This window comes from Peribacillus sp. Bi134, assembly GCF_918698065.1.
GTDB lineage: Bacteria > Bacillota > Bacilli > Bacillales > DSM-1321 > Peribacillus.
On sequence record NZ_CAKKLN010000004.1, the window covers coordinates 310,005 to 331,790 of the forward strand.

Consider the following 21,786-nt stretch of genomic DNA (forward strand, 5'->3'; position numbering starts at 1 on the left):
CTGAAGGATGACGGAACGAAATGAAAATAATGAACAAATTGCTTCATCCAATCTAATGGCAGATCAAGAGGTTCCCGTTGAGCAGGGATTTACACCAGTCAGTAATGCCGTGGATGATGACGAAGTAATGAAAGTGCATTTTGCCGGTTTTTGGATGAGGTTTTGGGCCTATTTAGCCGACCTATTGGTTATCGGAAGTTTGAACAGGATTTTGATTCATCCCATCTTCAAGTTTTATGAAGGGACAGATGATCTCTGGTTTTCCGCAGAGGGATTTTTAACGGGGGTCGTATTCTTCTTATACTTTGTTTTGATGACCAAATTCTTGAACCAAACTCTTGGTAAAATGATTTTTGGACTGAAAGTCGTTGCATTGAAGGAAGAGAAAAGTAACATTTCATGGGGCACGATTTTGTTCAGGGAGCTGATTGGCCGCTATATTTCAAAGATCACTTGGATCGGCTATCTCTTGGCAGGCCTATTACCGAAGAAACAGGCTTTGCATGATATCTTTGCAGACACGGGCGTTGTGTTGATCAGAAGATGATTTCTTCCAGTCATAAATCTGTAAGAGCGTGATTTTCGCTTTTACAGGTTTATTTTTTTTTGCATAAGCCAATAATGATAGGCTGAAGGGGTGTGGGTGCATGAAGTGGCTTTTGTTGATTATAGGTATCCTCATTTTGGTGTTGCTAATAGTTGTTTTCACTAAAGTAAGAGTGTCCATCGACTACAAACGTGTCCAAACGAATGACCTAATACATATTAAATTATCAGCTTGGTATGGGCTTTTTCACTATACAATCAAGGTTCCGGTCATCAAAATGGAAGATGACTCGACAACTGTAGTAGTAAACAAAGAGCAAGAAATGAACGGAAAAACAAAAAAGGAAAAGAAAAAAATTACAGCTGAAGATATGCGTGACGGATTCGCAGACATTCTGGAGATGCTTCAGCATATAATCGGTTTCCATAAGATAGTCCGTCACTTCGCTGGGAAAGTCCAAGTCAAAAAATTCACTTGGCATAGTAAGGTCGGTACTAAAAACGCTGCACACACCGGTGTTTTAACTGGAGCATGCTGGGCACTCAAAGGTTCCATCATCGGTTTGCTGACAACCTATTTCAACTTCCGGATCATGCCCTCCTATTCCATTACACCCGACTTTCAGAGATGGCAGGCAAACACGTCGATTTCCTGCATATTACAATTTAGAATCGGGCAGGCTATGGTGACTGGAATAAAACTGCTTCGTTATTGGAAAGGCGGGAAGCCGCATTTCAAGTCGAGTAAATTAGCGAAGCTATCAGGTGATTCCAATAAACAATCGTTCTAGAGTGGAGGGAATTTAAATGTCAGATCATCCGATCCAAGGTTTAATGAAAGAAGCAATGGAAAATCTGAAAGAAATGGTCGATGTGAACACGATCATCGGAGATCCGGTGGAAACTCCGGATGGAAGTGTCATTTTAACCGTATCCAAAGTGGGATTTGGTTTTGCAGCCGGTGGCAGTGAATTTGTGATGGATGGAAACCATCAAGGACAGCAAGGTGGTTCCAAGCAGCCTTTTGGCGGCGGTAGCGGCGGCGGGGTTTCCATAACACCAATTGCCTTTTTGATTGTCGGTTCCCATGGGGTGAAAATGATCCATCTGGATGAAGGGACGCATCTTCTCGAAAAAATGATGGATTTAGCTCCTCAAGTCGTCGATAAGATTCAGTCCATGCTATCCAAGAAAGACAATAATCAAAAGCAGGGCAGTAATCAAAACCAAGGCGGCAGTCAACCAGCTGCAAAAAGGTACCAAGAACCTAAAATGGATATAGATTTCTAACTGCGACTCGGCATCCGCCGAGTTTTTATTTTTGCTGCAGTATATCATTACACATTCAAAAGCTTGGATGTCATGAACAAGCTCCAATCACATTTCCCAATTCAATTAATTGCAAAATTCCGGCAAAACAAATATTATTATGCTTGTACATATAGCAGAAAAAGGAGGAATTTTTAATGGCTTCAGTTACATTTAAAAACAACCCGATCACTTTAGTGGGACCAGAACTAAAAGTTGGGGACAAAGCACCTGATTTTACAGTATTGGCTAATGACTTATCACCGGTTACTTTAAACGACTCCAAAGGTTCTGTCCGCATTATCAGCGTGGTGCCATCTGTGGATACAGGTGTTTGTGACGCACAGACACGTAAATTCAATGAAGAAGCGGCAAAATTGGATAATGTAAAAGTACTTACGATCAGTAACGATCTTCCTTTCGCGCAAAAACGCTGGTGTGCTGCAAGCGGCTTGGACAATGTTCAAGTTCTTTCCGATCACCGTGACCTTTCATTCGGTGAAGCATATGGTGTCGTCATGCAAGAACTTCGTCTATTGGCTCGCTCTGTATTCGTAGTGAACAGCTCTGATGAAATCACATATGTAGAATATGTAAGTGAAGGTACCAGCCATCCTAATTACGAAGGTGCAATCGAAGCGGCTAAAGCGGCAAAATAAGATGCAAATTTAAAAAAACCGGGCTCAATGTGCCCGGTTTTTTGTTTTAATGTTGATTTTCTTGTTGATAAACACCTTGTCGTTGAAGTGGACAGGTCCTTTTTAGGCTCTAATATTCATTTAAGTTGTGCTTATTATTAATTTCTGAGGTCGATCGATACAGTTCGTTTCTTTTGACGAGTTTCATTTATTATATGCTGGATCAGTTAAGGCTCGAAAGTCGGACCATTTTGTGGTAAAACAACCTTGCCAGACCACTCTTGACCATTAGGTGTTCCAACTTTTATGTCAATTTCATTAGGCCACGACGGTATTTGTCTTGGTCCTGGGAAAAACCCCTGTTGTTGCCCTGCTCGAAATCCTTCTCGATACCCTTGTCGATACCCTTGTCGAAATCCTTGTCGAAACCCTTGTTGAAACCCCTGTTGTTGCCTGTTTAATTCATCTGCTGACTGAATATCATGTTGCTGATTTATCGGATTAACCTGCCCATGATAGTTTTGATATTGATTATCCATATATAATCACCACCTCATGCATGGTATTCTGTTGGGGCATTCATTGAGCCTATCCAAGTAATAAAAAATACAGGGCAACAACACAATCCGTATTTGAGTTTTTAGACAAAAGGGTTTCTATCTGAAATTTTTATACAAAGTTGATTGGAGCGGATGTGCGAGACTCCTGCGGGAAAAGCGCGTCCAGGGGAGACCCCGCAGTCGCAAGCCGAGGACAGACGCCCGCGGAAAGCGAGTGCCTGGAATGGAAATCAAGTCCACCAAAACATTTCATGGTTCGGGGTGTGACCATTCCTAGCCACTTTTTTAGACAAAAGAGTTTCTATCTGAATTTCAAAACAAAGTTGCTTGGAACGTAAGGTACGAGACTCCTGCGGGAAAAGCGCGTCCAGGGGAGACCCCGCAGTCGTAAGCCGAGGGCAGACCGCCCGCGGAAAGCGAGTGCCTGAAGTGGAAATCAACGTCCGAATTTTACACCTTGTATTTAATAATTTCAAAACGGAAAACAGTACGTTAAACAGACGAAGAATGATGAGCAGGACGTACGGCTTGTATCTCTTTCTTCTTACCTTTAAAATAGGGACAGAAGCAAACAGGAGGAATTAATAAGTGAAGTCTACCCCAGTTGAACAATTATTTTATGAATTTGATGAAACAGCCCAAATATTGCAAAGTGAACTATCATGTACGTATCTGGATGCCCTGGGTGAAACGGGCGAGAATTTCTTCGAAGGGAAAGTCCTGCAGGAGGAAATCAGTGAAGTATCGAAAAAAAGGTTAGTGAAGCATTATGCTTCATTTTCACCAGTAAAATATGAAAAAGAAGCAATCCGAAAAGCGTACCAGCTTGCCATTTTAAAAGGCATGCAGCAGAGCGTTCAGCCGAATCATCATATGACTCCTGATGCAGTCGGCATGTTCGTCAGTTATTTAGTCGGTAAATTCACAAAGGATCAAAAAGAGATAGTCATGCTCGATCCAGCCATCGGAACGGGGAACTTACTATTTGCGATCTTGAATCAACTTACTGATAAAAACATCGCTTCATATGGTGTCGAGATTGATGAAACCTTGATCAGGCTTGCTTATGCAGGTGCCAACCTGCAAGAACACCCGCTGCAATTTTTCAACCAGGACAGCCTGGAGCCGCTTTTCATCGATCCTTCAGATGTTGTGGTCAGTGATTTGCCGATTGGTTATTATCCGAATGATGTGCGTGCAGCTGAATATGAATTGAAGGCCGATAAGGGACATTCGTATGCACACCATTTGTTTATTGAACAAGGTGTTAAACACGCGAAGGATGGCGGACATCTATTCTTCATTGTCCCGAATAACCTGTTCGTCTCGGAGGAAGCGCCGAAACTCAATGATTTCCTGAAGAAGCATACACATATTCAAGGGATGGTGCAATTGCCGCTTTCCATGTTTAAGAGTGAAGCGGCTGCGAAAAGCATCCTGATTCTTCAAAAGAAAAAAGAGGGTATCGAAGCACCGAAGAAGGCATTGCTCGTACAGCTTCCGAAGTTGTCGGATTTCGAAGCGACCAGGTCTGTCATGCAACAGATGGACGATTGGTTTAAAGAGGAAAAATAGTCAATGAAAGCTGATGCCCCGGGCATTGGCTTTCATTTTTTTATTTGAGAGTGATTATTTGCAATTGTTCATTAATATTTGGTTGAACCTGCTTGTCATGATAAGATTGTACAATACACTGCACGTTTCGTTGAGATAACATTGGAAGAACTAGCTTAGAGAAAAGGAGCAGGATGGATGTCAAAAATCATGGCTATTAATGCGGGCAGCTCTTCATTGAAGTTTCAGCTTTTTGAGATGCCTTATGAAAAAGTAATTACAAAAGGTCTTGTAGAAAGAATCGGCTTGAAAAATTCCGCATTTACTTTAAGCGTCGAAGGCGACAAGGTTTCTGAAACGCTTGATATACCCAATCATGAAGTGGCTGTAGGGCTTTTATTGGAAAAGCTGATTGACCATCGCATCATTGACTCCTTTGAAGAGATAGATGGCGTAGGGCATCGGGTGGTGCATGGCGGTGAGGTATTCAGCGAATCGGTCTTGATTACGGAGGACGTAATAGAGGAAATCGAAAAGCTTTCCGAGTTGGCGCCCCTTCATAATCCCGCCAATATCACCGGGATCAAAGCCTTCAGGCAAGCACTGGATGATGTGCCAGCGGTTGCGGTATTCGACACTGCCTTCCATCAAACGATGGCAGAAGGTTCCTATTTGTACAGCTTGCCTCTTGAATATTATGAAAAATACGGAATAAGGAAGTATGGGTTTCATGGTACTTCACATAAATATGTATCACAGCGTGCTGCCGTAATGATTGGCCGCCCAATTGAACAGCTTCGATTGATATCGTGCCATTTAGGGAATGGTGCAAGCATCACGGCCATAAAGGGCGGCAAATCAATTGATACATCAATGGGATTTACACCATTGGCCGGTGTCACTATGGGAACGCGTTCAGGGAACATCGACCCTGCATTGATTCCTTATATCATGGAGAAGACGGGTAAAACAGTAGATGAAGTTCTGGATGTCCTGAATAAGAAAAGCGGCATCCTGGCCCTTTCCGGTTTTTCCAGCGACCTGCGCGATATTCAAGTTGAAGCGGATGAAGGCAATGAGCGGGCTGAACTCGCACTTAAAGTATTCGCAGACCGAATTCACAAGTACATTGGCTCCTATTCAGCTAAAATGGGAGGTGTGGATGGCATCATTTTTACAGCGGGCATCGGTGAAAACAGTCAAACCATTAGGGGTCGAATCTTGGAGGGACTTGAATTCATGGGAGTTTATTGGGATAAGGATCTCAATCGCACCTCGGGTAAGGAAGCGTTCATCAATGCACCCTATTCCCCTGTAAAAGTCATGGTCATCCCCACTAATGAAGAAATCATGATTGTCAGGGATACGATGAAGATAGCCTTGAGCGAAACTTGGAAAACATGACTTCCTGTTTTTTTATAATGATCCCTTATTCCACTGGTAAGGGGTCTTTCCCATGAAATTCCCTCCTCAAAGTCCGACTCCTCATGGAGTTTATGTCCATGCAGCCCATCCCCATTCACACTGGATTCCTATCATCCGTTCTCTGAAAGGCTTCCCTCTATGGTATACTTAAGGGAGAATCCACCAATTCTGTACATAGGAGGCTTGATGCATGGAATTCACGAACCGGGAAATGAAAATTTGGAATGAAATTAGTGAATGGCAGGAAAAACTTTATCAATATGAGCCCACGGACCTTGCTGCACTGTATGATAAATGGTTGGAGCAGGGGTTTGCCCTGCTTCCTGAAAACGTCCAACAACAGTTTTTTGAAAAGCTGGATACCTGGCTTTTTCATTTACATGCCATGGTTCAGAGCTCACAAGTTCAAATAGATGCAAGAGAGCGGATTTTAGCATCTGCGCGCGTGTTTAATGAAGAAATCGAAACGTTGAGTGATTTGAATCACTTATCGATCGATCAGTTGAATTACATAGCCAATCAGCATATCGCTAAGCATCGCTTATATTCATTTGCACAGGGCGGGATGAGCGGATCAGGAGGCCTCCTTCTGCTAGGGAGCGATATTCCAGCCATGACGGTCATCAATGTCAGGATTGTCCAGCTAATTGCGATGTCTTATGGTGTTGAGGTGAATACGCCGTTTGAAATGATGTTGGCCCTTAAGGTATTCAATGCAGGAGCGATGCCAAAGAGGCTCCAAGGAATAGCGTGGGAAGAATTGATCCGCGAGGTCCAGACCGCAGAAGATGACTATTTTTATTTAGGAATTGAAGAACTGACAAACCCTACCTGGATGGAACAGCCTCTGAAGCAGCTGTTGAAAGCATTATCCATTACTGTTTTTCGAAAAAAATTGGTTCGTGGCATACCGTTCATCAGTATGGCCATCGGGGCTGGATCCAATTATCAAATGACCCGGAGTGTCAGTGAATTTGCCCAGAAGTTCTATCAATATCGTTATTTACTGGATAAGAAGGCTGATGAAGAATGAGTGTCAAGAATCATAAAAAAGCCATCACGGAGGCAGTTCGCTGCATGGTGATAACCGTCAGTGATACACGTAATGAAGAAAGCGATAAAAGCGGAGCACTGATGATGGAATTGCTGAATTCGAATGGTCATGAAGTGAATGAATATGTAATCGTTAAAGATGAGCGGGAAGCGATTCAGGATGCGGTCACTTCTGGTAGCCAAAGCAGCAAGGTCGATGTCATATTAACAAATGGGGGCACTGGCATCGCCAATAGGGATGTAACGATCGAGGCGGTCAAAGAGTTGATGACCAAGGAAATTCCCGGTTTTGGCGAGATTTTTCGAATGCTTAGCTATCAAGAGGATATCGGGTCTGCCGCCATTTTATCCAGGGCGATTGCCGGAGTCGTGAACAATAAAGCCGTTTTTTCCACCCCAGGCTCATCAGGGGCGGTTCGGCTTGCGATGAATAAATTGATTCTTCCGGAATTGGGACATGTCGTTGGTGAACTTCGCAAGGATTTATAAGAGGATGCAAAAAAAAGCCACAGTTTTAAACTGTGGCTTTTTTTTTGCATGGAATAGGCCTTAATTATGCATCTTTTCACTTACGACTTGATTGGCACGATACCATAGCCATAAATCATTGATGATGGAAGCAAGTTCCGCAATTTCGGAATTGAGCTGGCATGATTTGGCGAAATTACTCTCATCGGAGAGCCGAAACTGCTTTCGGTTAATGGTGGATTCAAGTTCCTTGATGCGGTCCGGGATGCTTCCCCGGATATTCTCCCAGTGTACGAGTATTTGCTGTTGCTCGCCTTTTGTATATTCATCCCACTCCAGATTCAAATCGGGAATTGAGATGCCAAGCCGTTCATCAAAGGTAAATAGTTCTTTCATATGCCCTCCGCTTTTCGATTTATCATACTCCTAGTTTACTATATTCCCGCGGAAGCATCCAATGTGTAAATTCACTAAAATTATTAGCGGATTATTTAGCAAAATCTTTAAAATACCCCTTGTATTCCTTTAATAAAGATGATAAAGTACTAATCATAGATTGAATAAAAATAACAAACGATGAATTTTTATTCACACGAAAGGACGATGGAAATGGGAAATCAAAAAGTTGTTTTAGCATATTCCGGAGGTTTGGATACTTCCGTTGCAATTAAATGGTTACAAGATCAAGGATACGAAGTTGTGGCATGCTGTTTGGATGTCGGTGAAGGAAAAGATTTGGACTTCATTAAAGAAAAAGCGATCACTGTTGGTGCGGTAAGTTCCTATGTCATTGATGCGAAGGACGAATTCGCTGATGAATTCGCATTGACGGCTCTTCAGGCACATACTTTGTATGAAGGGAAATATCCATTGGTATCAGCTTTATCACGTCCGCTGATCGCAAAGAAATTAGTGGAAGTAGCTGAAGCGGAAAACGCGGTAGCTGTTGCGCACGGTTGTACGGGCAAAGGAAATGACCAAGTGCGTTTCGAAGTATCCATCTCCGCCTTGAACCCTGATTTGCAAGTTCTTGCACCTGTTCGTGACTGGAAATGGTCTCGTGAAGAGGAGATTGAATATGCAGCGAAAAATGGCATTCCCGTTCCGATTGGCATGGCGAGTCCGTTCTCGATTGACCAAAACCTTTGGGGAAGAAGTAACGAGTGTGGAATCCTGGAAGATCCTTGGGCTGCTCCGCCCGAAGAAGCATATGATTTGACTACAAGCCTTGAATGTACGCCAGATACTGCCGATATCATTGAAATTGGTTTTGAACAGGGTGTGCCGGTTACATTGAATGATAAAAACTATAAACTGGCTGACCTGATTGTCGAGTTGAATCAAATTGCCGGCAAACACGGAGTTGGGCGTATCGATCACGTTGAAAATAGATTAGTAGGAATCAAATCACGTGAAGTCTATGAAGCTCCCGGTGCGATGACATTGATAGCTGCACATAAAGAACTTGAAGATATCACGCTTGTAAAAGAATTGGCTCACTTCAAGCCGGTGATTGAGAAGAAAATGACTGAATTGATTTATGAAGGACTTTGGTTCTCTCCGCTTCAAAAGGCTTTGGCTGCATTCCTGAAAGAAACACAAGTGAATGTAACGGGTACGGTCCGTGTCAAACTATTCAAAGGTCATGCGATTGTTGAAGGAAGAAAATCCGAGTACTCCCTATATGACGAAAAATTGGCTACCTATACAAAAGCAGATGAATTCGATCATGATGCAGCAGTTGGATTCATTAAGTTATGGGGTCTTCCAACGAAAGTGAACAGCATGGTCAATAACAAGAAGGTGACAGTGTGAGCAGCAAGCTTTGGGGAGGAAGATTCACGAAATCTGCCGAAGAATGGGTAGATGAGTTTGGAGCTTCCATTTCCTTTGACCAGGAACTTGTCCTTGAAGATATTCAAGGCAGTTTAGCTCATGTAACCATGTTAAAGCAATGCAGCATTTTACCTGAGGAAGATGCGGATCAGATCATTGCAGGTCTGAAAAGTTTACAGGAAAAGGCTGAGAAGGGTGAATTGACTTTTAAGGTTGAGATGGAAGATATCCATCTTAACCTGGAAAGTATGCTAATAAGCGAAATCGGTCCAGTTGGCGGAAAGCTTCATACAGGAAGAAGCCGTAATGACCAAGTTGCAACCGACCTTCATCTATATATGCGGAACCAAACGAAAGTGATCCTGGAACTCATCAATGATTTGCAAGTAGCGATTTTGGGACAATCCAAGAAAAATGTGGAAACGTTAATTCCAGGTTATACACATTTACAGCGTGCTCAGCCCATTTCATTTGCGCATCACTTAATGGCTTATTTTTGGATGCTTGAGCGTGATAAGCAGCGCTTCACCGAGAGTTTCAAAAGGATCAATATTTCTCCATTGGGTGCTGGGGCATTAGCTGGGACGACTTTCCCGATTGACCGTGCCCTCAGTGCGGAGCTATTGGGGTTTGAGGGGATTTACGAAAACAGCCTTGATGCGGTAAGTGATCGTGATTTTGCGATTGAATTCATGAGTAACAGTGCAACAATGATGATGCATTTATCCCGTTTCAGCGAAGAAATCATTCTCTGGTCAAGCCAGGAATTCCAATTCATTGAATTGGATGATGCGTTTTCCACGGGAAGCAGCATTATGCCGCAAAAGAAAAATCCTGATATGGCGGAATTGATCCGTGGTAAAACAGGACGGGTTTATGGGAACCTAACGGGGTTATTGACTGTTTTGAAAGGACTGCCGCTTGCTTATAACAAAGATATGCAAGAAGATAAAGAAGGCGTTTTTGATACGGTTAAGACCATTGTTGGTTCACTTAAAATATTTGCCGGCATGATTTCAACGATGAAAGTGAAAACGGACGTAATGGAAAAAGCAACAAAAAATGACTTCTCGAATGCGACGGAATTAGCTGATTACCTAGCTTCAAAGGGAATGCCTTTCCGTAAGGCGCACGAAGTGGTCGGGAAGCTTGTATTGTTCTGTGTCCAGAATGGCTGCTATTTAGTGGACCTAAGCATTGAACAATTCCAGGAAGCTTCCGATTTGTTTGAACATGATATTTATGATGCATTAAATCCTTATGAAGCCGTTAAACGCCGTAACAGTGCGGGCGGTACAGGTTTTGCCCAAGTCTTGCTGGCGATTGAAAAAGCGGAAAAACTGGTAAGTGAATAACAAGGAAAAGCTCGTTCACCAATTTGGCGAACGAGCTTTTTATCATTTTCTCTTATTAATTCGAACGCACGACCATAACATCACAGTTTGAATGGCGAACGATGCCTTCCGACACGCTGCCGATAAGGAAACGTTCGACTGCATTAAGGCCCGTTGCACCGCAAACAATTAAATCGATCGAATGCTTTTTCGCTAAATCCCTTGGAATTTGAACTTTAGGAGAACCATATGCAACTTCTGTTTGGACCTTTGTAATCCCGGAAGCAATGGCTTCCGTTTTATACTTGTCCAATAACTCATTGGCAAAGGTTTCAGAGTGATCACGGATAGTCATATCATAAGCTTCGACAGTAGGGAAATTCCTTGTATCCACGATGTGTGTGAGCACAAGGGTAGCGTCACTGAGTTTTGCTAAGTAGATTGCCTTTTTTAGAGCCCACTCTGCTTCTTCCGAGCCGTCCACTGCAACAAGAATATTTTTATAATCTATACTATTCAAGTGAATCTCCTCCTTCTATTTAAATCCTATTATACTATGATTTACCTAATGGATCTGATTTCAATTGTAACAAATTAGCGAATGTTTATGCCAATAATCTGGAAATTGAAAAATGGAACAATATGTTTCCAACTCTTATGATGTAAGGAATCATTGCAGGAACGCATTTGTTTATTTATGGTAATCTTTAATGTGAAAGGGGAGTTTTTTCTTTGAGTGTTTCAAAAATAGTAAACTATGCATTATATTCATTCGTGCTTTTGTATGCTTTGATCTATTTCATTTATATTTTTTTCATCAATGCTGCACATGCTTCTATCAGTTTAATGAGTATATCAGCACTGCTGCTTCCATTTATTCTATTACTATTTTTTCAATGGATTTCATGGAAATATACCGACCGGCATAATAAAAGGAAACTCAAAATTAGATTTATAGTCATTACATGCCTTGGCTTTGCCCTTCTATTTTTTTGTGTGGTTCTGTTGGGGGTGTATGAATATGAATCAAGCTTCACCGCTGAAAGATGGCTAAATGATGATGAAGGAAGAGTATACCTGATAGAAGATTTAATGAATGAACACGAATTGATAGGCATGACAAAAGAAGAAGTGTTTACGCTTTTAGGGTCTCCAACAGAAACGGAATATTTTAAAGAGGAAGATAATGTTGTTTATTATCTCGGTGCCGAAAGGGGAATCATAAGAATTGATAGTGAATGGCTGGTCATTTGGTTTGACGGCAGTGATAAAGCAATGAAGTATGAACTGCGGACCGATTAGTTGAAATGTTGAATAAATACCCCCGTCTTAAATGAAGGCGGGGGTATCCGGTTTTTGTTATATTAATTGGTTAATGCATTATCATTTTATGATTTGCAGGCTCTTCGGGAATTTGGTCAAAACCTCACAGCCAGTATCCGTGATCAATAGATCATCTTCAATCCTTACGCCTGCAACATTTGGAACATATATGCCAGGTTCGATGGTATAAACCATTCCGGATTGAAGCTCGAGGGAATTCGTTTCAGTCAAGGATGGATACTCATGGACGCTGATCCCAAGCCCGTGGCCGAGTCTGTGCGGGAAGAATTCACCGTATCCCTTTTTGCTGATGATGTTTCTGGCCGTCAGGTCTATCTCGGAACAGGATACACCAGGTTTACTGGCTCTAACGGCAGCTTCTTGTGCTTTAAGTACAGTTTCATATATTTCTGCCTGTTTATCATTGATATCTCCGTAAGCGACCGTTCTAGTGATGTCAGAGCAGTACCCTTCATGAACGACGCCAAGGTCAAAGAGGACGAGGTCGCCGCGCTGAACCTTCGTATTCCCAGGTGTGCCATGTGGGGAAGCGCCATTTTTACCAGTCAGGACCATGGTGGAGAAAGACATTTGGCTGACTCCGGCTTTTTTCAATTCGTATTCTATCGCTGCAAGGATTTCCATTTCCGTTTTACCTTCATGAATTTCGCTGACACCCACTTCAATCGCAAAGTCGGCAAGACGGCATGCTTCACGGATTTTGACCATTTCATCTTCCGACTTGATCATTCGCATCCTTTGAAGTTTTTCTTCTGCGGAAACGAGCTTTGGGGCTCCGAAGTGTTGTTGGACCTTTTCATAACGTTCTACATTCATATGCTCTTTTTCAATAGCCATTTTATTAATGGATAACCCGCGATTCTCCACTGCTTGCTTAACTTTTTTCCATGGGTCTTCAATGTCGGTGTAACCGATGATATCTCCAGCCCATCCAGCCTGTTTAGCATCCGGAACTTCCATCTGCGGGCAGACAAGGAATGGGTCGGCATTTGCAAAAATGGCAAGTGCCAGCAGTCTTTCGTGAGGATCACTAAAAAAACCGCTCAAATAGAAGATGCTCTCTGTAGATGTAAGTAAAGCGGCTTCAGTCTCATTGGCCTGTAGCCAATTTTGTAGTTCTGTCAAACGTTCATTCATGACGATACCTCCATTAATAAGATATAATTACCATAGCAATATTTAAAAGTATAGTAAATGGGAAAGGCCTAAGAAAGCTACTTAAAAAAATTAGTGGGTATGGGAAGGGAGCATCAAAAATGAAAGTATCTTTTCATGGACATGCAGTTGTAAAAGTCGAAACGAATGGTAAAACGATTTTAATCGATCCATTCATTACTGGAAACGAATTGACCGATTTGAAGGTAGAAGATGTGAAACCGGATGTGATCATCTTAACACATGGCCATAATGACCACGTCGGTGATACGGTTGAATTGGCCAAAAGGCATGATGCACTTGTCATCGGCATTGCAGAGATGGCCGACTACCTGGGTGCTCAAGGAGTTCGAACACACGGGATGAGCATCGGCGGAGCTTTCGAGTTCGACTTTGGAAAGGTGAAACTGACGCCAGCATTCCATGGAACGGGATTCAATAACGGGGAAGGGCAAATCATTTATTTGGGAATGCCTGCTGGCATATTGCTTACGATAGAAGGGAAAACGATCTATCATGCAGGGGATACAGCGGTATTTTCCGATATGAAGCTGATCGGGGAGCGACATCCGATTGACTTGGCATTCCTGCCAATCGGCGACAATTACACCATGGGCCCGGAAGATGCCGCACTTGCAGCGAAATTCCTTCAAGCCAAACAAGTCGTGCCGATTCATTACAATACTTTCCCTGTCATCAAACAGGATCCTAACAAATTCATTGATTTGCTTGAAGAGGGAAATGGACTGATCATGGAAGCCGGAGATGAAATCGAATTATAAAAGAAGCGGGAGCCTGCAGGGCTTCCGTTTTTTTATGTGTACGTGTGGGGATTACCAGCCGAAATGACGGGTTTTCCCAGCAACATTGCCTTTCATGCAGGGTCATTACAGCAATCGGAAAGTAAAGTCTCGTTTTGCAGCCAAGTCTTTTTTCCTTTCACAGGCATAAAATGAATAGATGAAAAAAAAGGGGGGATTGGATGAAACAGAGGTTATTACTGTGTTTGCTACTATGCGGTGTGATGCTGTATTATGCCGTACCGCGTTTGTCGTTGGAAAGTGGCGGTCTGGAGGGTCTGTTTGCTGGATCTTGGCTGTTGTTTGCATTGTTGGCGGTAGCTGGAAACTTGACGGGCATACTATATTCTCCTAAGAAACAAAAGGTAAAACGACAGCCGGAATACAAAAGGTTGCGCCAATACTAGTAGTTGTTTGATAAACTAGGCTCTTTGACCTTATAATGGAGAATAGGAATACCGTGAAAAGGGTGAAGCGCTTGGCTACAAAGCATGAACAAATATTAAAACATATCGATGGGCTCCCTGTCGGCGAAAAGATTTCCGTCCGTCAAATAGCTAAAGCATTGAATGTTAGTGAAGGTACGGCATACCGGGCAATTAAAGAGGCGGAGAACCAGGGCTACGTGAGCTCGATTGAGCGGGTAGGCACGATCCGCATTGAGAAAAAGAAAAAAGAGAATATTGAAAAGCTCACTTTCGCAGAGGTAGTCAATATTGTTGACGGACAAGTTCTGGGTGGGAAAACGGGACTTCATAAGACATTAAATAAATTCGTCATCGGGGCGATGAAGCTGGATGCCATGATGAGATATACGGGTGCAGGAAACCTGCTGATCGTCGGGAACCGTACACAGGCCCACGAGCACGCGTTAAAAGCGGGTGCAGCGGTGCTGATCACCGGGGGGTTCGATACGGAAGAGCCCGTTAAAAGGTTAGCCGATGAATTGGAGATGCCAGTCATCTCAACAAGTTACGATACCTTTACCGTCGCAACGATGATCAATCGGGCAATCTATGACCAATTGATCAAAAAGGAAATCTTGCTGGTGGAGGATATTTTGACACCCGTACAGGAAACGACCTTTTTAACGGTGGGTGACCGGGTTCAGACTTGGCATGAGCTGAATCAGGAATCCGGGCATAGCCGTTTCCCTGTTGTCGATGACAATATGAAGGTTCAAGGAATGGTCACATCAAAAGATATCATCGGACAGGAAGAGATGACGCTCATTGATAAGGTGATGACGAAAAACCCGATGACCGTAGGCGATAAAATGAGTGTGGCATCTTCTGCACATATGATGGTTTGGGAAGGGATTGAGTTAATCCCGGTCGTGAATGACAGTCATATCCTCAAGGGTATCGTGAGCAGGCAGGATGTCCTGAAGGCACTGCAAATGAGCCAAAGGCAGCCTCAGGTCGGCGAAACGATCGACGATACGATTACAAGCCAGCTTGTGATGACTTCGAATCGGGGCAAGGGCGAGGAAGTGTATAACTATGGAGTCACTCCGCAGATGACCAATTACCTTGGAACCATTTCAAGCGGTGTGTTCACGACATTGGTCACCGACTCAGCAAATCGTGCACTTCGAAGCTATAAGCGCGGTGACTTGGTCGTGGAAAACATGACGATTTATTTCATCAAGCCAGTCCAGATCGACAGTACGCTTGAAATCCATCCTCGTGTACTCGATGTAGGACGTAAATTCGGAAAAGTGGATGTTGAAGTGTTTAACCAAGGCAAACTTGTCGGCAAGGCGATGTTGACTTGCCAATTGCTTGACCGATCATGAAAAATAAAAAGGATAATCGAATTTCGATTATCCTTTTTGATTTGCAGCTTCTTCGATTGCATGCGGCAAATAAAATTTATACATTTTATAGCCGCCCCAAATACTGAATAGGCCAACGAAGATGAAAACGGCAGCAATGATATAAGTGATGGTCGTGTGGAATAGAAAAAGCTGATTGATTCCGAATAGTGCGACAAACGCACCAAGGGCAATGGAAGACTTCCCTGAAATCCACTTTTTCTCCATCGGCATTCTGGTTCGGACCGATTTGATTTTATAAAACAGATAGACCCCTAATGAAAGAACGATCAAGGTGACAAGAATAGGCATCGTTTGAAATTCCCCCAATTTAACATATGTACCTTTTTATTGTAGCGGGAAATGAAAGAGAATGCCACAGTAAACAAGATGAGTCTTCCTATTTCCGCAATTTTTTGATTAAATGAAATATATCATCTTTATTAGGCTCGATAATACATATGTTAAGGGGAGATCTATATGAAAGCTGAAATATTAGCAGATATAAAGCGTTATGATACTATCATTCTCCATCGTCATGTCCGTCCAGATCCGGACGCTTATGGTTCACAGGGGGGATTGGCGGAAATCCTGAAAGCATCTTTCCCCGAAAAGCGAATTTTTACGGTCGGGAAAGAAGAACCGTCATTGAATTACTTAAGAAGGCTTGATGTGATTTCGGATGAAACATATCAAGGTGCTCTGGTAATCGTTTGTGATACCGCAAATACGGACCGGATTTGTGATGCACGGTACACAACGGGAGATAAACTGATTAAAATCGATCATCATCCCAATGAAGATCCATATGGCGATATGCGCTGGGTCGATACATCGGCAAGTTCGACAAGTGAAATGATTTATGAGTTTTACCAGTTCGGGAAAGAGGAAGGCTTGAAGATGAGTGATGAAGCGGCACGCCTTCTATATGCAGGCATTGTTGGCGATACAGGTCGTTTCCTATTCCAAAGTACGACTGAAAAGACATTTGCCTATGCCAGTGAGTTGATTCACTACTCGTTCTCCCGCCCTCAGTTATATCAGGAAATGTATGACGTCGAGGAAAGCATAGTCCGGTTGAATGGCTATGTGCTGCAGCATTTTGAAATCCTTCCCTATGGCACAGGGAAAATGATCATCACAAAAGAAATACTTGAAAAATTCCATGCTTCCACATCTGAGGCATCTCAGCTCGTTTCCTCACTCGGTTCCATTAAAAATGTTAAGTCTTGGGTCTTCTTCATTGAAGAGGATAAAGAAATCAGAGTCCGTTTCCGTTCTAAAGGACCAATCATCAATACGATTGCCCGGAAATATAACGGCGGAGGCCACCCGCTTGCAGCAGGGGCTTCGATTCATTCTTGGGATGAAGTGGATAATATCCTTGCCGACATGGAAGAGTTGAATAAAGCGTAATGAAAAAACTTAAAGACCAAATCGCATATGATTTGGTCTTTAAGTTTGGTAGAAATCAATTAAGCCAACATCTAAGAAGTAGTCCTTTTTAGTTTGATTTCAATACTCATTTTCGTATAAAACATGATCTCGACGACTTCAAGTTGATAGCGCTTTTTATTGATGGTCACGATCTTATTTTCTATCGATTTTTTCAAAAGCACCTTTCCTTCATAAACACTGGCGACATCTTTGGCGAGAAGAGAGGAAAGGTCGTCCTCAATCACATCCTCCGCTTCTGCAATACTGAGCCGATCCAGACTGTATTTTTCATTCGTGATGGTTACTTCCACTTCCTGAATCGTCAGGATTTCCTCGTTTTTCTCATTCAATTTTTTATAATCCTGCTCCCAAATTGCGATTTCCCCGTTTAAATCCTTGATTTCTTCTCTTTGTTCGTGAAGGATCCGGATCTGCTTCTCCTGCTGAACACCATGCATATAAAAGAAAATAACCCAGCTGATCAATCCGCCAAGTGCGGCTCCGGCAAAAAAACGCTGCCAGGTGGGAGACCTGTGATAGGGAGGAATTCTCATGGTGAAATATGCTCTTGCGTGAACCAGTTTATGATCAGTGCTCCTGTCTGTGCCCCTCCAAGTGCAGATAGAATCAATAGGACCTGTTTGACTATATCCTTCGTTTCTCCGTGGAAAATACCGCGTTCAAAATTATAGACCATATCAAAAGTACCCCCGATCGCAGCGACAATGGCCCAAATACGAAGGCTGTCCGACAGCCGGAATACAGTCGTCATCGGGGCTTGTCCAGTAAAAAAAGCCGCGAGGCCCCCGATTATAGAGCCGCCAAGCAATACGCCAAGCGATATGAAAAAGCTGTTGAGAAAGGCTGGAACAAAGGCTTCATTCATATATCATCATCCTTTTTTGCTTGATATTCTTCTTCTATTCCATTTATATGGGAAGTTCAGAGGTAATATGATAGTCGCAGGAAATCAGGAAGTTAAATTGCATTGGTAATGAGAACATATTTTCTTTTTTTGAAATAAACACTATAATGAAAAGAAACATGCCTTACAAAGGTGGGAGAAAAAACGTGTATACTCATCTCCATATTCAGAGCGGATACAGCCTGCTGACAAGTACGGTGAAGATCACTGAACTTGTGGCCAAAGCGAAAGCGGATGGCTGTACAAGTCTTGCCTTAACCGATCGAAATGTTATGTACGGTTCGGTCTATTTTTATAAAGAATGCAAGAGACAAGGTATAAAGCCGATCATCGGCATAATTGCGGATGTCCTTGATGAACGGGAATCGCCACATGGACTTCTTTTATTGGCAAAAAGTCTACAAGGATATCAAAACCTGCTTAAAATAAGCAGTGCCATAAAAACGAAATCCCCGTCAGGCATTCCGATGAATTGGCTAAAAGCCTATTCCAGGGGTTTGATTGCAATCACACCGGGTGCGGAGGGGCAAATAGAAACGCTATTGAGAGAAGAAAATCCTGAAGAAGCCAAACAGGCAGCAGGGCGATTTCTGCAAATTTTTGGTCATGATAATTTTTATATATCCATACAGAGACTTTCGATTGCGGATGAGGAAAAAGGTAACGAAGCCATAAGTCAGTTGGCGAGAGATTTAGAGATAAAGATTGTCGCGACGAATCCGGTCTATTATTTGAATGAAAGCGATGCACTCGCACAAGAAGTCCTGTTGGCAATTGGAAATGGCGACAAGCTGGCGGATGAGACGCATACGGTACTTGAATCAGATCAATTTTATTTGAAAAGCCGGGCTCAGATGGCAGAACTATTCCATGACAGACCGGATGCACTCGAAAATACACTACATATTGCCGCGCAATGCAATCTGGAAATCCCATTTAATCGTTCACTGCTGCCTAAGTACCCTACTGAAGATGGAGTAACAGCCGAGGAAATGCTCGAAGCCATCTGTTTCCAAGGGCTGAAGAAAAGATTGCCGGAGCCATCCATCCAATATGAAGAGCGCCTACGATATGAGCTGGATGTCATCACAAAGATGAAATTCAGCGATTACTTTTTAATCGTCTGGGATTTCATGAAATTCGCTAAGGACCATCAAATCCTTACTGGTCCTGGAAGGGGCTCTGCCGCCGGGTCGATGGTAGCTTATGTCCTGTCGATAACGGATGTCGATCCTATCGAACATTCCTTGCTGTTCGAGCGTTTCCTGAATCCGGAGCGTGTCTCGATGCCGGATATCGACATTGACTTTCCGGATAACCGCCGCGAAGAAGTGATTGCCTATGTCGCGAAGAAGTACGGGGAACTTCATGTAGCACAAATCATTACATTCGGAACTTTGGCTGCCAAGGCTGCGTTAAGGGACACAGGACGTGTTTTCGGCTTGAATTCAAAGGAACAGGAAGCGGTATCGAAAATGATTCCAGGCCGTCTGGGCATCACGCTTCCCGAGGCTTTCAAGGAATCGAAAAGGCTCAGGGAATTCGTTAATGAGAGTGACCTGAATCAAAAACTTTTTCAAACCGCGTTATTGCTTGAAGGTCTGCCTCGCCATGCTTCGACTCATGCTGCCGGCGTCGTCATCAGCGACCAGGCACTGACCGAGCATATTCCGATTCAGGGAGGGCATGACGGAATCCATCTGACTCAATATCCAATGGACCTTCTCGAAGAACTGGGACTTCTTAAAATGGATTTTCTTGGACTTCGCAATTTAACGCTCATCGATAATATTCTAAATAACATTAAAAAGGGAACGGGGAAAAAGCTCGACTTGTCCCATATCCCTATGGATGACCCCGAGACGCTAGCCCTTTTAGGGAGAGGAGAAACAACCGGGGTGTTTCAATTCGAATCGGATGGCATCCGAAAGGTTTTGATAAAGCTGAAACCGAACCGATTCGAGGATATCGTCGCGGTCAATGCCCTATATCGTCCAGGTCCGATGGAAAATATACCGCTGTTCATCGAGAGAAAACATGGACTGGCTCAGATTGATTACCTTCACGAGGATTTGAAGGATATCCTCGAGCCTACTTACGGGGTCATCGTATATCAAGAACAAATCATGCAAATTGCCTCCCGCTTAGCCGGGTTTTCACTAGGGGAGGCTGACCTGCTCCGCCGTGCCGTTTCCAAGAAGAAGAAGGATGTTCTGGATCAAGAGCGGCAGCATTTCGTGAGCGGCTCATTGAAACAAGGATATTCCGAAAAAACGGCAGATGAGATTTATTCCTTGATTGTCCGCTTCGCTAACTACGGATTCAACCGAAGCCATGCGGTGGCGTATAGTTTCATCGCTTATCAGCTTGGTTACTTGAAAACTCACCATACGGAATATTTCATGGCAGCACTCTTGACATCGGTCGTCGGGAATGATGAAAAGATTTCGCAATATATCCGTGAAGCAAAAAAGAAAGGGATATCGGTTCTGACTCCCTCGATTAACCGGAGCGGATACCCGTTTTTACCCGAAAAGGAAGGGATCCGTTATAGCCTTGGAGCCATAAAAGGGATAGGCGGTACGGTCCTGAAAGAAATATTTGCTGCGAGGAGGCAGAAGAAGTTCGCTGATTTATTCGATTTCTGTTTGCGCGTTTCAGGGAAAATCGTAAATAGGAAAGTGTTGGAGGCGCTTGTGCATTCAGGTGCATTTGATGAATTCGGTGAAGACCGGGCAACATTGTTGGCGAGCTTGGACGTAGCGATCAATCATACGGAATTGGTTAATCCGGATGATGACCTATTCGATATGTTTTCGGATGGTGAGTTTTCACTCAAACCGAAATACAACCGGGTCGATCCCATCCCTATCGAGCACAAACTCTCATTGGAAAAAAGCGCATTGGGCCTTTATCTATCGAATCATCCGGTGACAAGCTACAGAGAACTTTTTCAGCACTTCGGCTGCTTGACCATAGATGAAGCTACCGATAAAAAGGAATCAAAAGTCTTACTTGGCGCATATATTACGTCGGTTAAAACAATAAGGACAAAAAAGGGCGATGTGATGGCTTTCTTGAGCGTTAGTGATGAAGAGGGGGATATTGAAGCGGTCGTTTTTCCAAATGTTTATAAAAACCACTCTGCTGAATTAAATCATGGACAACTCGTTATGCTGCAAGGAACATTGGAAGAGCGGGATGGAAAAACACAGCTCCTGATCAGGAACGTTTACCCGCTTGAAAAAGTGAAGCAGATGAAAGAGGAACAAAACGGAACGATATTCCTGAAAATTGAGGCCGGCAAGCAAACGAAGGATACACTGCAAAAAATAAAAAAAATTTTAATGCAGCATAGCGGTGAAACCAAGGTCATGCTTTTTTACGAGAGGGAAAACCGCTATGTACAGCTATCTTATTGGGATTGGGTCAATCCTTCAGATAGTCTGATGCAGGCATTATTTGACTTGGTTGGAAAAGGGAATGTGGTTTACAAGAAAGAATAACTGTTTTACAACTTTAATAGTTATGTTATATTGAAAACAGGCCGCTGTGGTCTGACCACTAGATTTCAGCATATAAGATAT

The 21,786-nt window shown here is 43.1% G+C and carries 23 protein-coding genes; 16 read left to right on the forward strand and 7 right to left on the reverse strand.

The features are described 5' to 3' along the window. Positions 1-7: 7 nt before the first annotated feature. The 4 genes from LQ188_RS10125 to tpx all read left to right on the forward strand — a co-directional run bounded on the left by LQ188_RS10125 (position 8) and on the right by tpx (position 2,513). Entirely contained in the window at positions 8-547 is a 540-nt protein-coding gene (locus tag LQ188_RS10125) for an RDD family protein (protein ID WP_230176740.1), read from the forward strand. A 100-nt stretch (positions 548-647) separates the two neighbouring features. Further along, positions 648-1,337, forward strand: a complete 690-nt coding sequence (locus tag LQ188_RS10130) for a DUF2953 domain-containing protein (protein ID WP_230176741.1) — start codon at positions 648-650, stop codon at positions 1,335-1,337. Between the two features lie 16 nt (positions 1,338-1,353). Then, a complete protein-coding gene (gene ytfJ / locus LQ188_RS10135; protein ID WP_137018154.1) occupies positions 1,354-1,836 on the forward strand; it encodes a GerW family sporulation protein in 483 nt (160 codons plus the stop codon). A 176-nt stretch (positions 1,837-2,012) separates the two neighbouring features. Next, complete coding sequence (tpx, locus tag LQ188_RS10140; RefSeq protein ID WP_101222931.1) at positions 2,013-2,513, forward strand: thiol peroxidase; 501 nt, start codon at positions 2,013-2,015, stop codon at positions 2,511-2,513. Between the two features lie 206 nt (positions 2,514-2,719). On the opposite strand, the gene LQ188_RS10145 is transcribed toward tpx, so the two are convergent. Continuing rightward, entirely contained in the window at positions 2,720-3,031 is a 312-nt protein-coding gene (locus LQ188_RS10145) for a hypothetical protein (protein WP_230176742.1), read from the reverse strand. Positions 3,032-3,640: 609 nt separating this feature from the next. Here LQ188_RS10145 and LQ188_RS10150 point away from each other — a divergent pair. The 4 genes from LQ188_RS10150 (at position 3,641) to LQ188_RS10165 (ending at position 7,573) form a co-directional block, all read left to right on the forward strand. After that, positions 3,641-4,627 (forward strand): class I SAM-dependent methyltransferase, encoded by a 987-nt coding sequence (locus tag LQ188_RS10150; protein ID WP_230176743.1) that lies wholly within the window; start codon positions 3,641-3,643, stop codon positions 4,625-4,627. 177 nt (positions 4,628-4,804) lie between these two features. Next, the gene (locus tag LQ188_RS10155) at positions 4,805-6,010 is read left to right on the forward strand and encodes an acetate kinase (RefSeq protein ID WP_230176744.1); all 1,206 of its coding nucleotides are present in this window, start codon (positions 4,805-4,807) and stop codon (positions 6,008-6,010) included. Between the two features lie 211 nt (positions 6,011-6,221). After that, entirely contained in the window at positions 6,222-7,064 is an 843-nt protein-coding gene (locus LQ188_RS10160; protein WP_101222927.1) for an EcsC family protein, read from the forward strand. Next, positions 7,061-7,573 (forward strand): molybdenum cofactor biosynthesis protein B, encoded by a 513-nt coding sequence (locus tag LQ188_RS10165; protein WP_101222926.1) that lies wholly within the window; start codon positions 7,061-7,063, stop codon positions 7,571-7,573. The genes LQ188_RS10160 and LQ188_RS10165 overlap by 4 nt, the downstream gene beginning before the upstream one ends. 60 nt (positions 7,574-7,633) lie before the next feature. Here the strand turns inward: LQ188_RS10165 and LQ188_RS10170 are convergent, their stop codons facing one another. Continuing rightward, positions 7,634-7,948, reverse strand: a complete 315-nt coding sequence (locus LQ188_RS10170; RefSeq protein WP_101222925.1) for a hypothetical protein — start codon at positions 7,946-7,948, stop codon at positions 7,634-7,636. A gap of 213 nt (positions 7,949-8,161) precedes the next feature. Between LQ188_RS10170 and LQ188_RS10175 the strand changes: the two genes are divergently transcribed. Together LQ188_RS10175 and argH are read left to right on the forward strand one after the other, a co-directional pair. Continuing rightward, complete coding sequence (locus LQ188_RS10175; RefSeq protein WP_230176745.1) at positions 8,162-9,367, forward strand: argininosuccinate synthase; 1,206 nt, start codon at positions 8,162-8,164, stop codon at positions 9,365-9,367. Then, positions 9,364-10,743, forward strand: a complete 1,380-nt coding sequence (gene argH / locus LQ188_RS10180; RefSeq protein WP_101222923.1) for an argininosuccinate lyase — start codon at positions 9,364-9,366, stop codon at positions 10,741-10,743. Before LQ188_RS10175 ends, argH begins: the two co-directional genes overlap by 4 nt. A gap of 55 nt (positions 10,744-10,798) precedes the next feature. On the opposite strand, the gene LQ188_RS10185 is transcribed toward argH, so the two are convergent. Beyond that, positions 10,799-11,233 carry a universal stress protein gene (locus tag LQ188_RS10185; RefSeq protein ID WP_101223488.1) on the reverse strand — a complete coding sequence of 145 codons (435 nt, stop codon included), beginning with the start codon at positions 11,231-11,233 and terminating at the stop codon, positions 10,799-10,801. A 221-nt stretch (positions 11,234-11,454) separates the two neighbouring features. On the opposite strand from LQ188_RS10185, the gene bamE reads away from it, so the two are divergent. Continuing rightward, the gene (gene bamE / locus LQ188_RS10190; RefSeq protein WP_230176746.1) at positions 11,455-12,024 is read left to right on the forward strand and encodes an outer membrane protein assembly factor BamE; all 570 of its coding nucleotides are present in this window, start codon (positions 11,455-11,457) and stop codon (positions 12,022-12,024) included. 81 nt (positions 12,025-12,105) lie between these two features. On the opposite strand, the gene LQ188_RS10195 is transcribed toward bamE, so the two are convergent. Next, entirely contained in the window at positions 12,106-13,203 is a 1,098-nt protein-coding gene (locus LQ188_RS10195; protein ID WP_230176747.1) for a Xaa-Pro peptidase family protein, read from the reverse strand. Between the two features lie 119 nt (positions 13,204-13,322). Here LQ188_RS10195 and LQ188_RS10200 point away from each other — a divergent pair, with 119 nt between their 5' ends. The 3 genes from LQ188_RS10200 (at position 13,323) to LQ188_RS10210 (ending at position 15,819) form a co-directional block, all read left to right on the forward strand. Continuing rightward, positions 13,323-14,003 (forward strand): metal-dependent hydrolase, encoded by a 681-nt coding sequence (locus LQ188_RS10200; protein WP_230176748.1) that lies wholly within the window; start codon positions 13,323-13,325, stop codon positions 14,001-14,003. A 200-nt stretch (positions 14,004-14,203) separates the two neighbouring features. Beyond that, positions 14,204-14,428, forward strand: coding sequence for a hypothetical protein (locus LQ188_RS10205; protein WP_034309145.1), 225 nt, complete (start codon positions 14,204-14,206; stop codon positions 14,426-14,428). Positions 14,429-14,499: 71 nt separating this feature from the next. Further along, entirely contained in the window at positions 14,500-15,819 is a 1,320-nt protein-coding gene (locus LQ188_RS10210; protein WP_034311452.1) for a DRTGG domain-containing protein, read from the forward strand. A gap of 27 nt (positions 15,820-15,846) precedes the next feature. Here LQ188_RS10210 and LQ188_RS10215 read toward each other — a convergent pair whose 3' ends face one another. Next, positions 15,847-16,149: a YtpI family protein gene (locus tag LQ188_RS10215; protein WP_034309143.1), complete on the reverse strand. Its 303-nt coding sequence runs from the start codon at positions 16,147-16,149 to the stop codon at positions 15,847-15,849. Between the two features lie 168 nt (positions 16,150-16,317). Between LQ188_RS10215 and LQ188_RS10220 the strand changes: the two genes are divergently transcribed. After that, a complete protein-coding gene (locus LQ188_RS10220; RefSeq protein ID WP_230176749.1) occupies positions 16,318-17,253 on the forward strand; it encodes a bifunctional oligoribonuclease/PAP phosphatase NrnA in 936 nt (311 codons plus the stop codon). A 71-nt stretch (positions 17,254-17,324) separates the two neighbouring features. Here LQ188_RS10220 and ytrI read toward each other — a convergent pair whose 3' ends face one another. Together ytrI and LQ188_RS10230 are read right to left on the reverse strand one after the other, a co-directional pair. Then, positions 17,325-17,828 (reverse strand): sporulation membrane protein YtrI, encoded by a 504-nt coding sequence (gene ytrI, locus LQ188_RS10225; RefSeq protein WP_101222918.1) that lies wholly within the window; start codon positions 17,826-17,828, stop codon positions 17,325-17,327. Beyond that, a complete protein-coding gene (locus LQ188_RS10230) occupies positions 17,825-18,160 on the reverse strand; it encodes a YtrH family sporulation protein (protein ID WP_034309135.1) in 336 nt (111 codons plus the stop codon). The genes ytrI and LQ188_RS10230 overlap by 4 nt, the downstream gene beginning before the upstream one ends. A gap of 185 nt (positions 18,161-18,345) precedes the next feature. Here LQ188_RS10230 and dnaE point away from each other — a divergent pair, with 185 nt between their 5' ends. Then, on the forward strand, positions 18,346-21,705 hold the full coding sequence (gene dnaE, locus LQ188_RS10235) for a DNA polymerase III subunit alpha (RefSeq protein ID WP_363320590.1): 3,360 nt from the start codon (positions 18,346-18,348) through the stop codon (positions 21,703-21,705). The last annotated feature ends 81 nt before the right edge of the window (positions 21,706-21,786 follow it).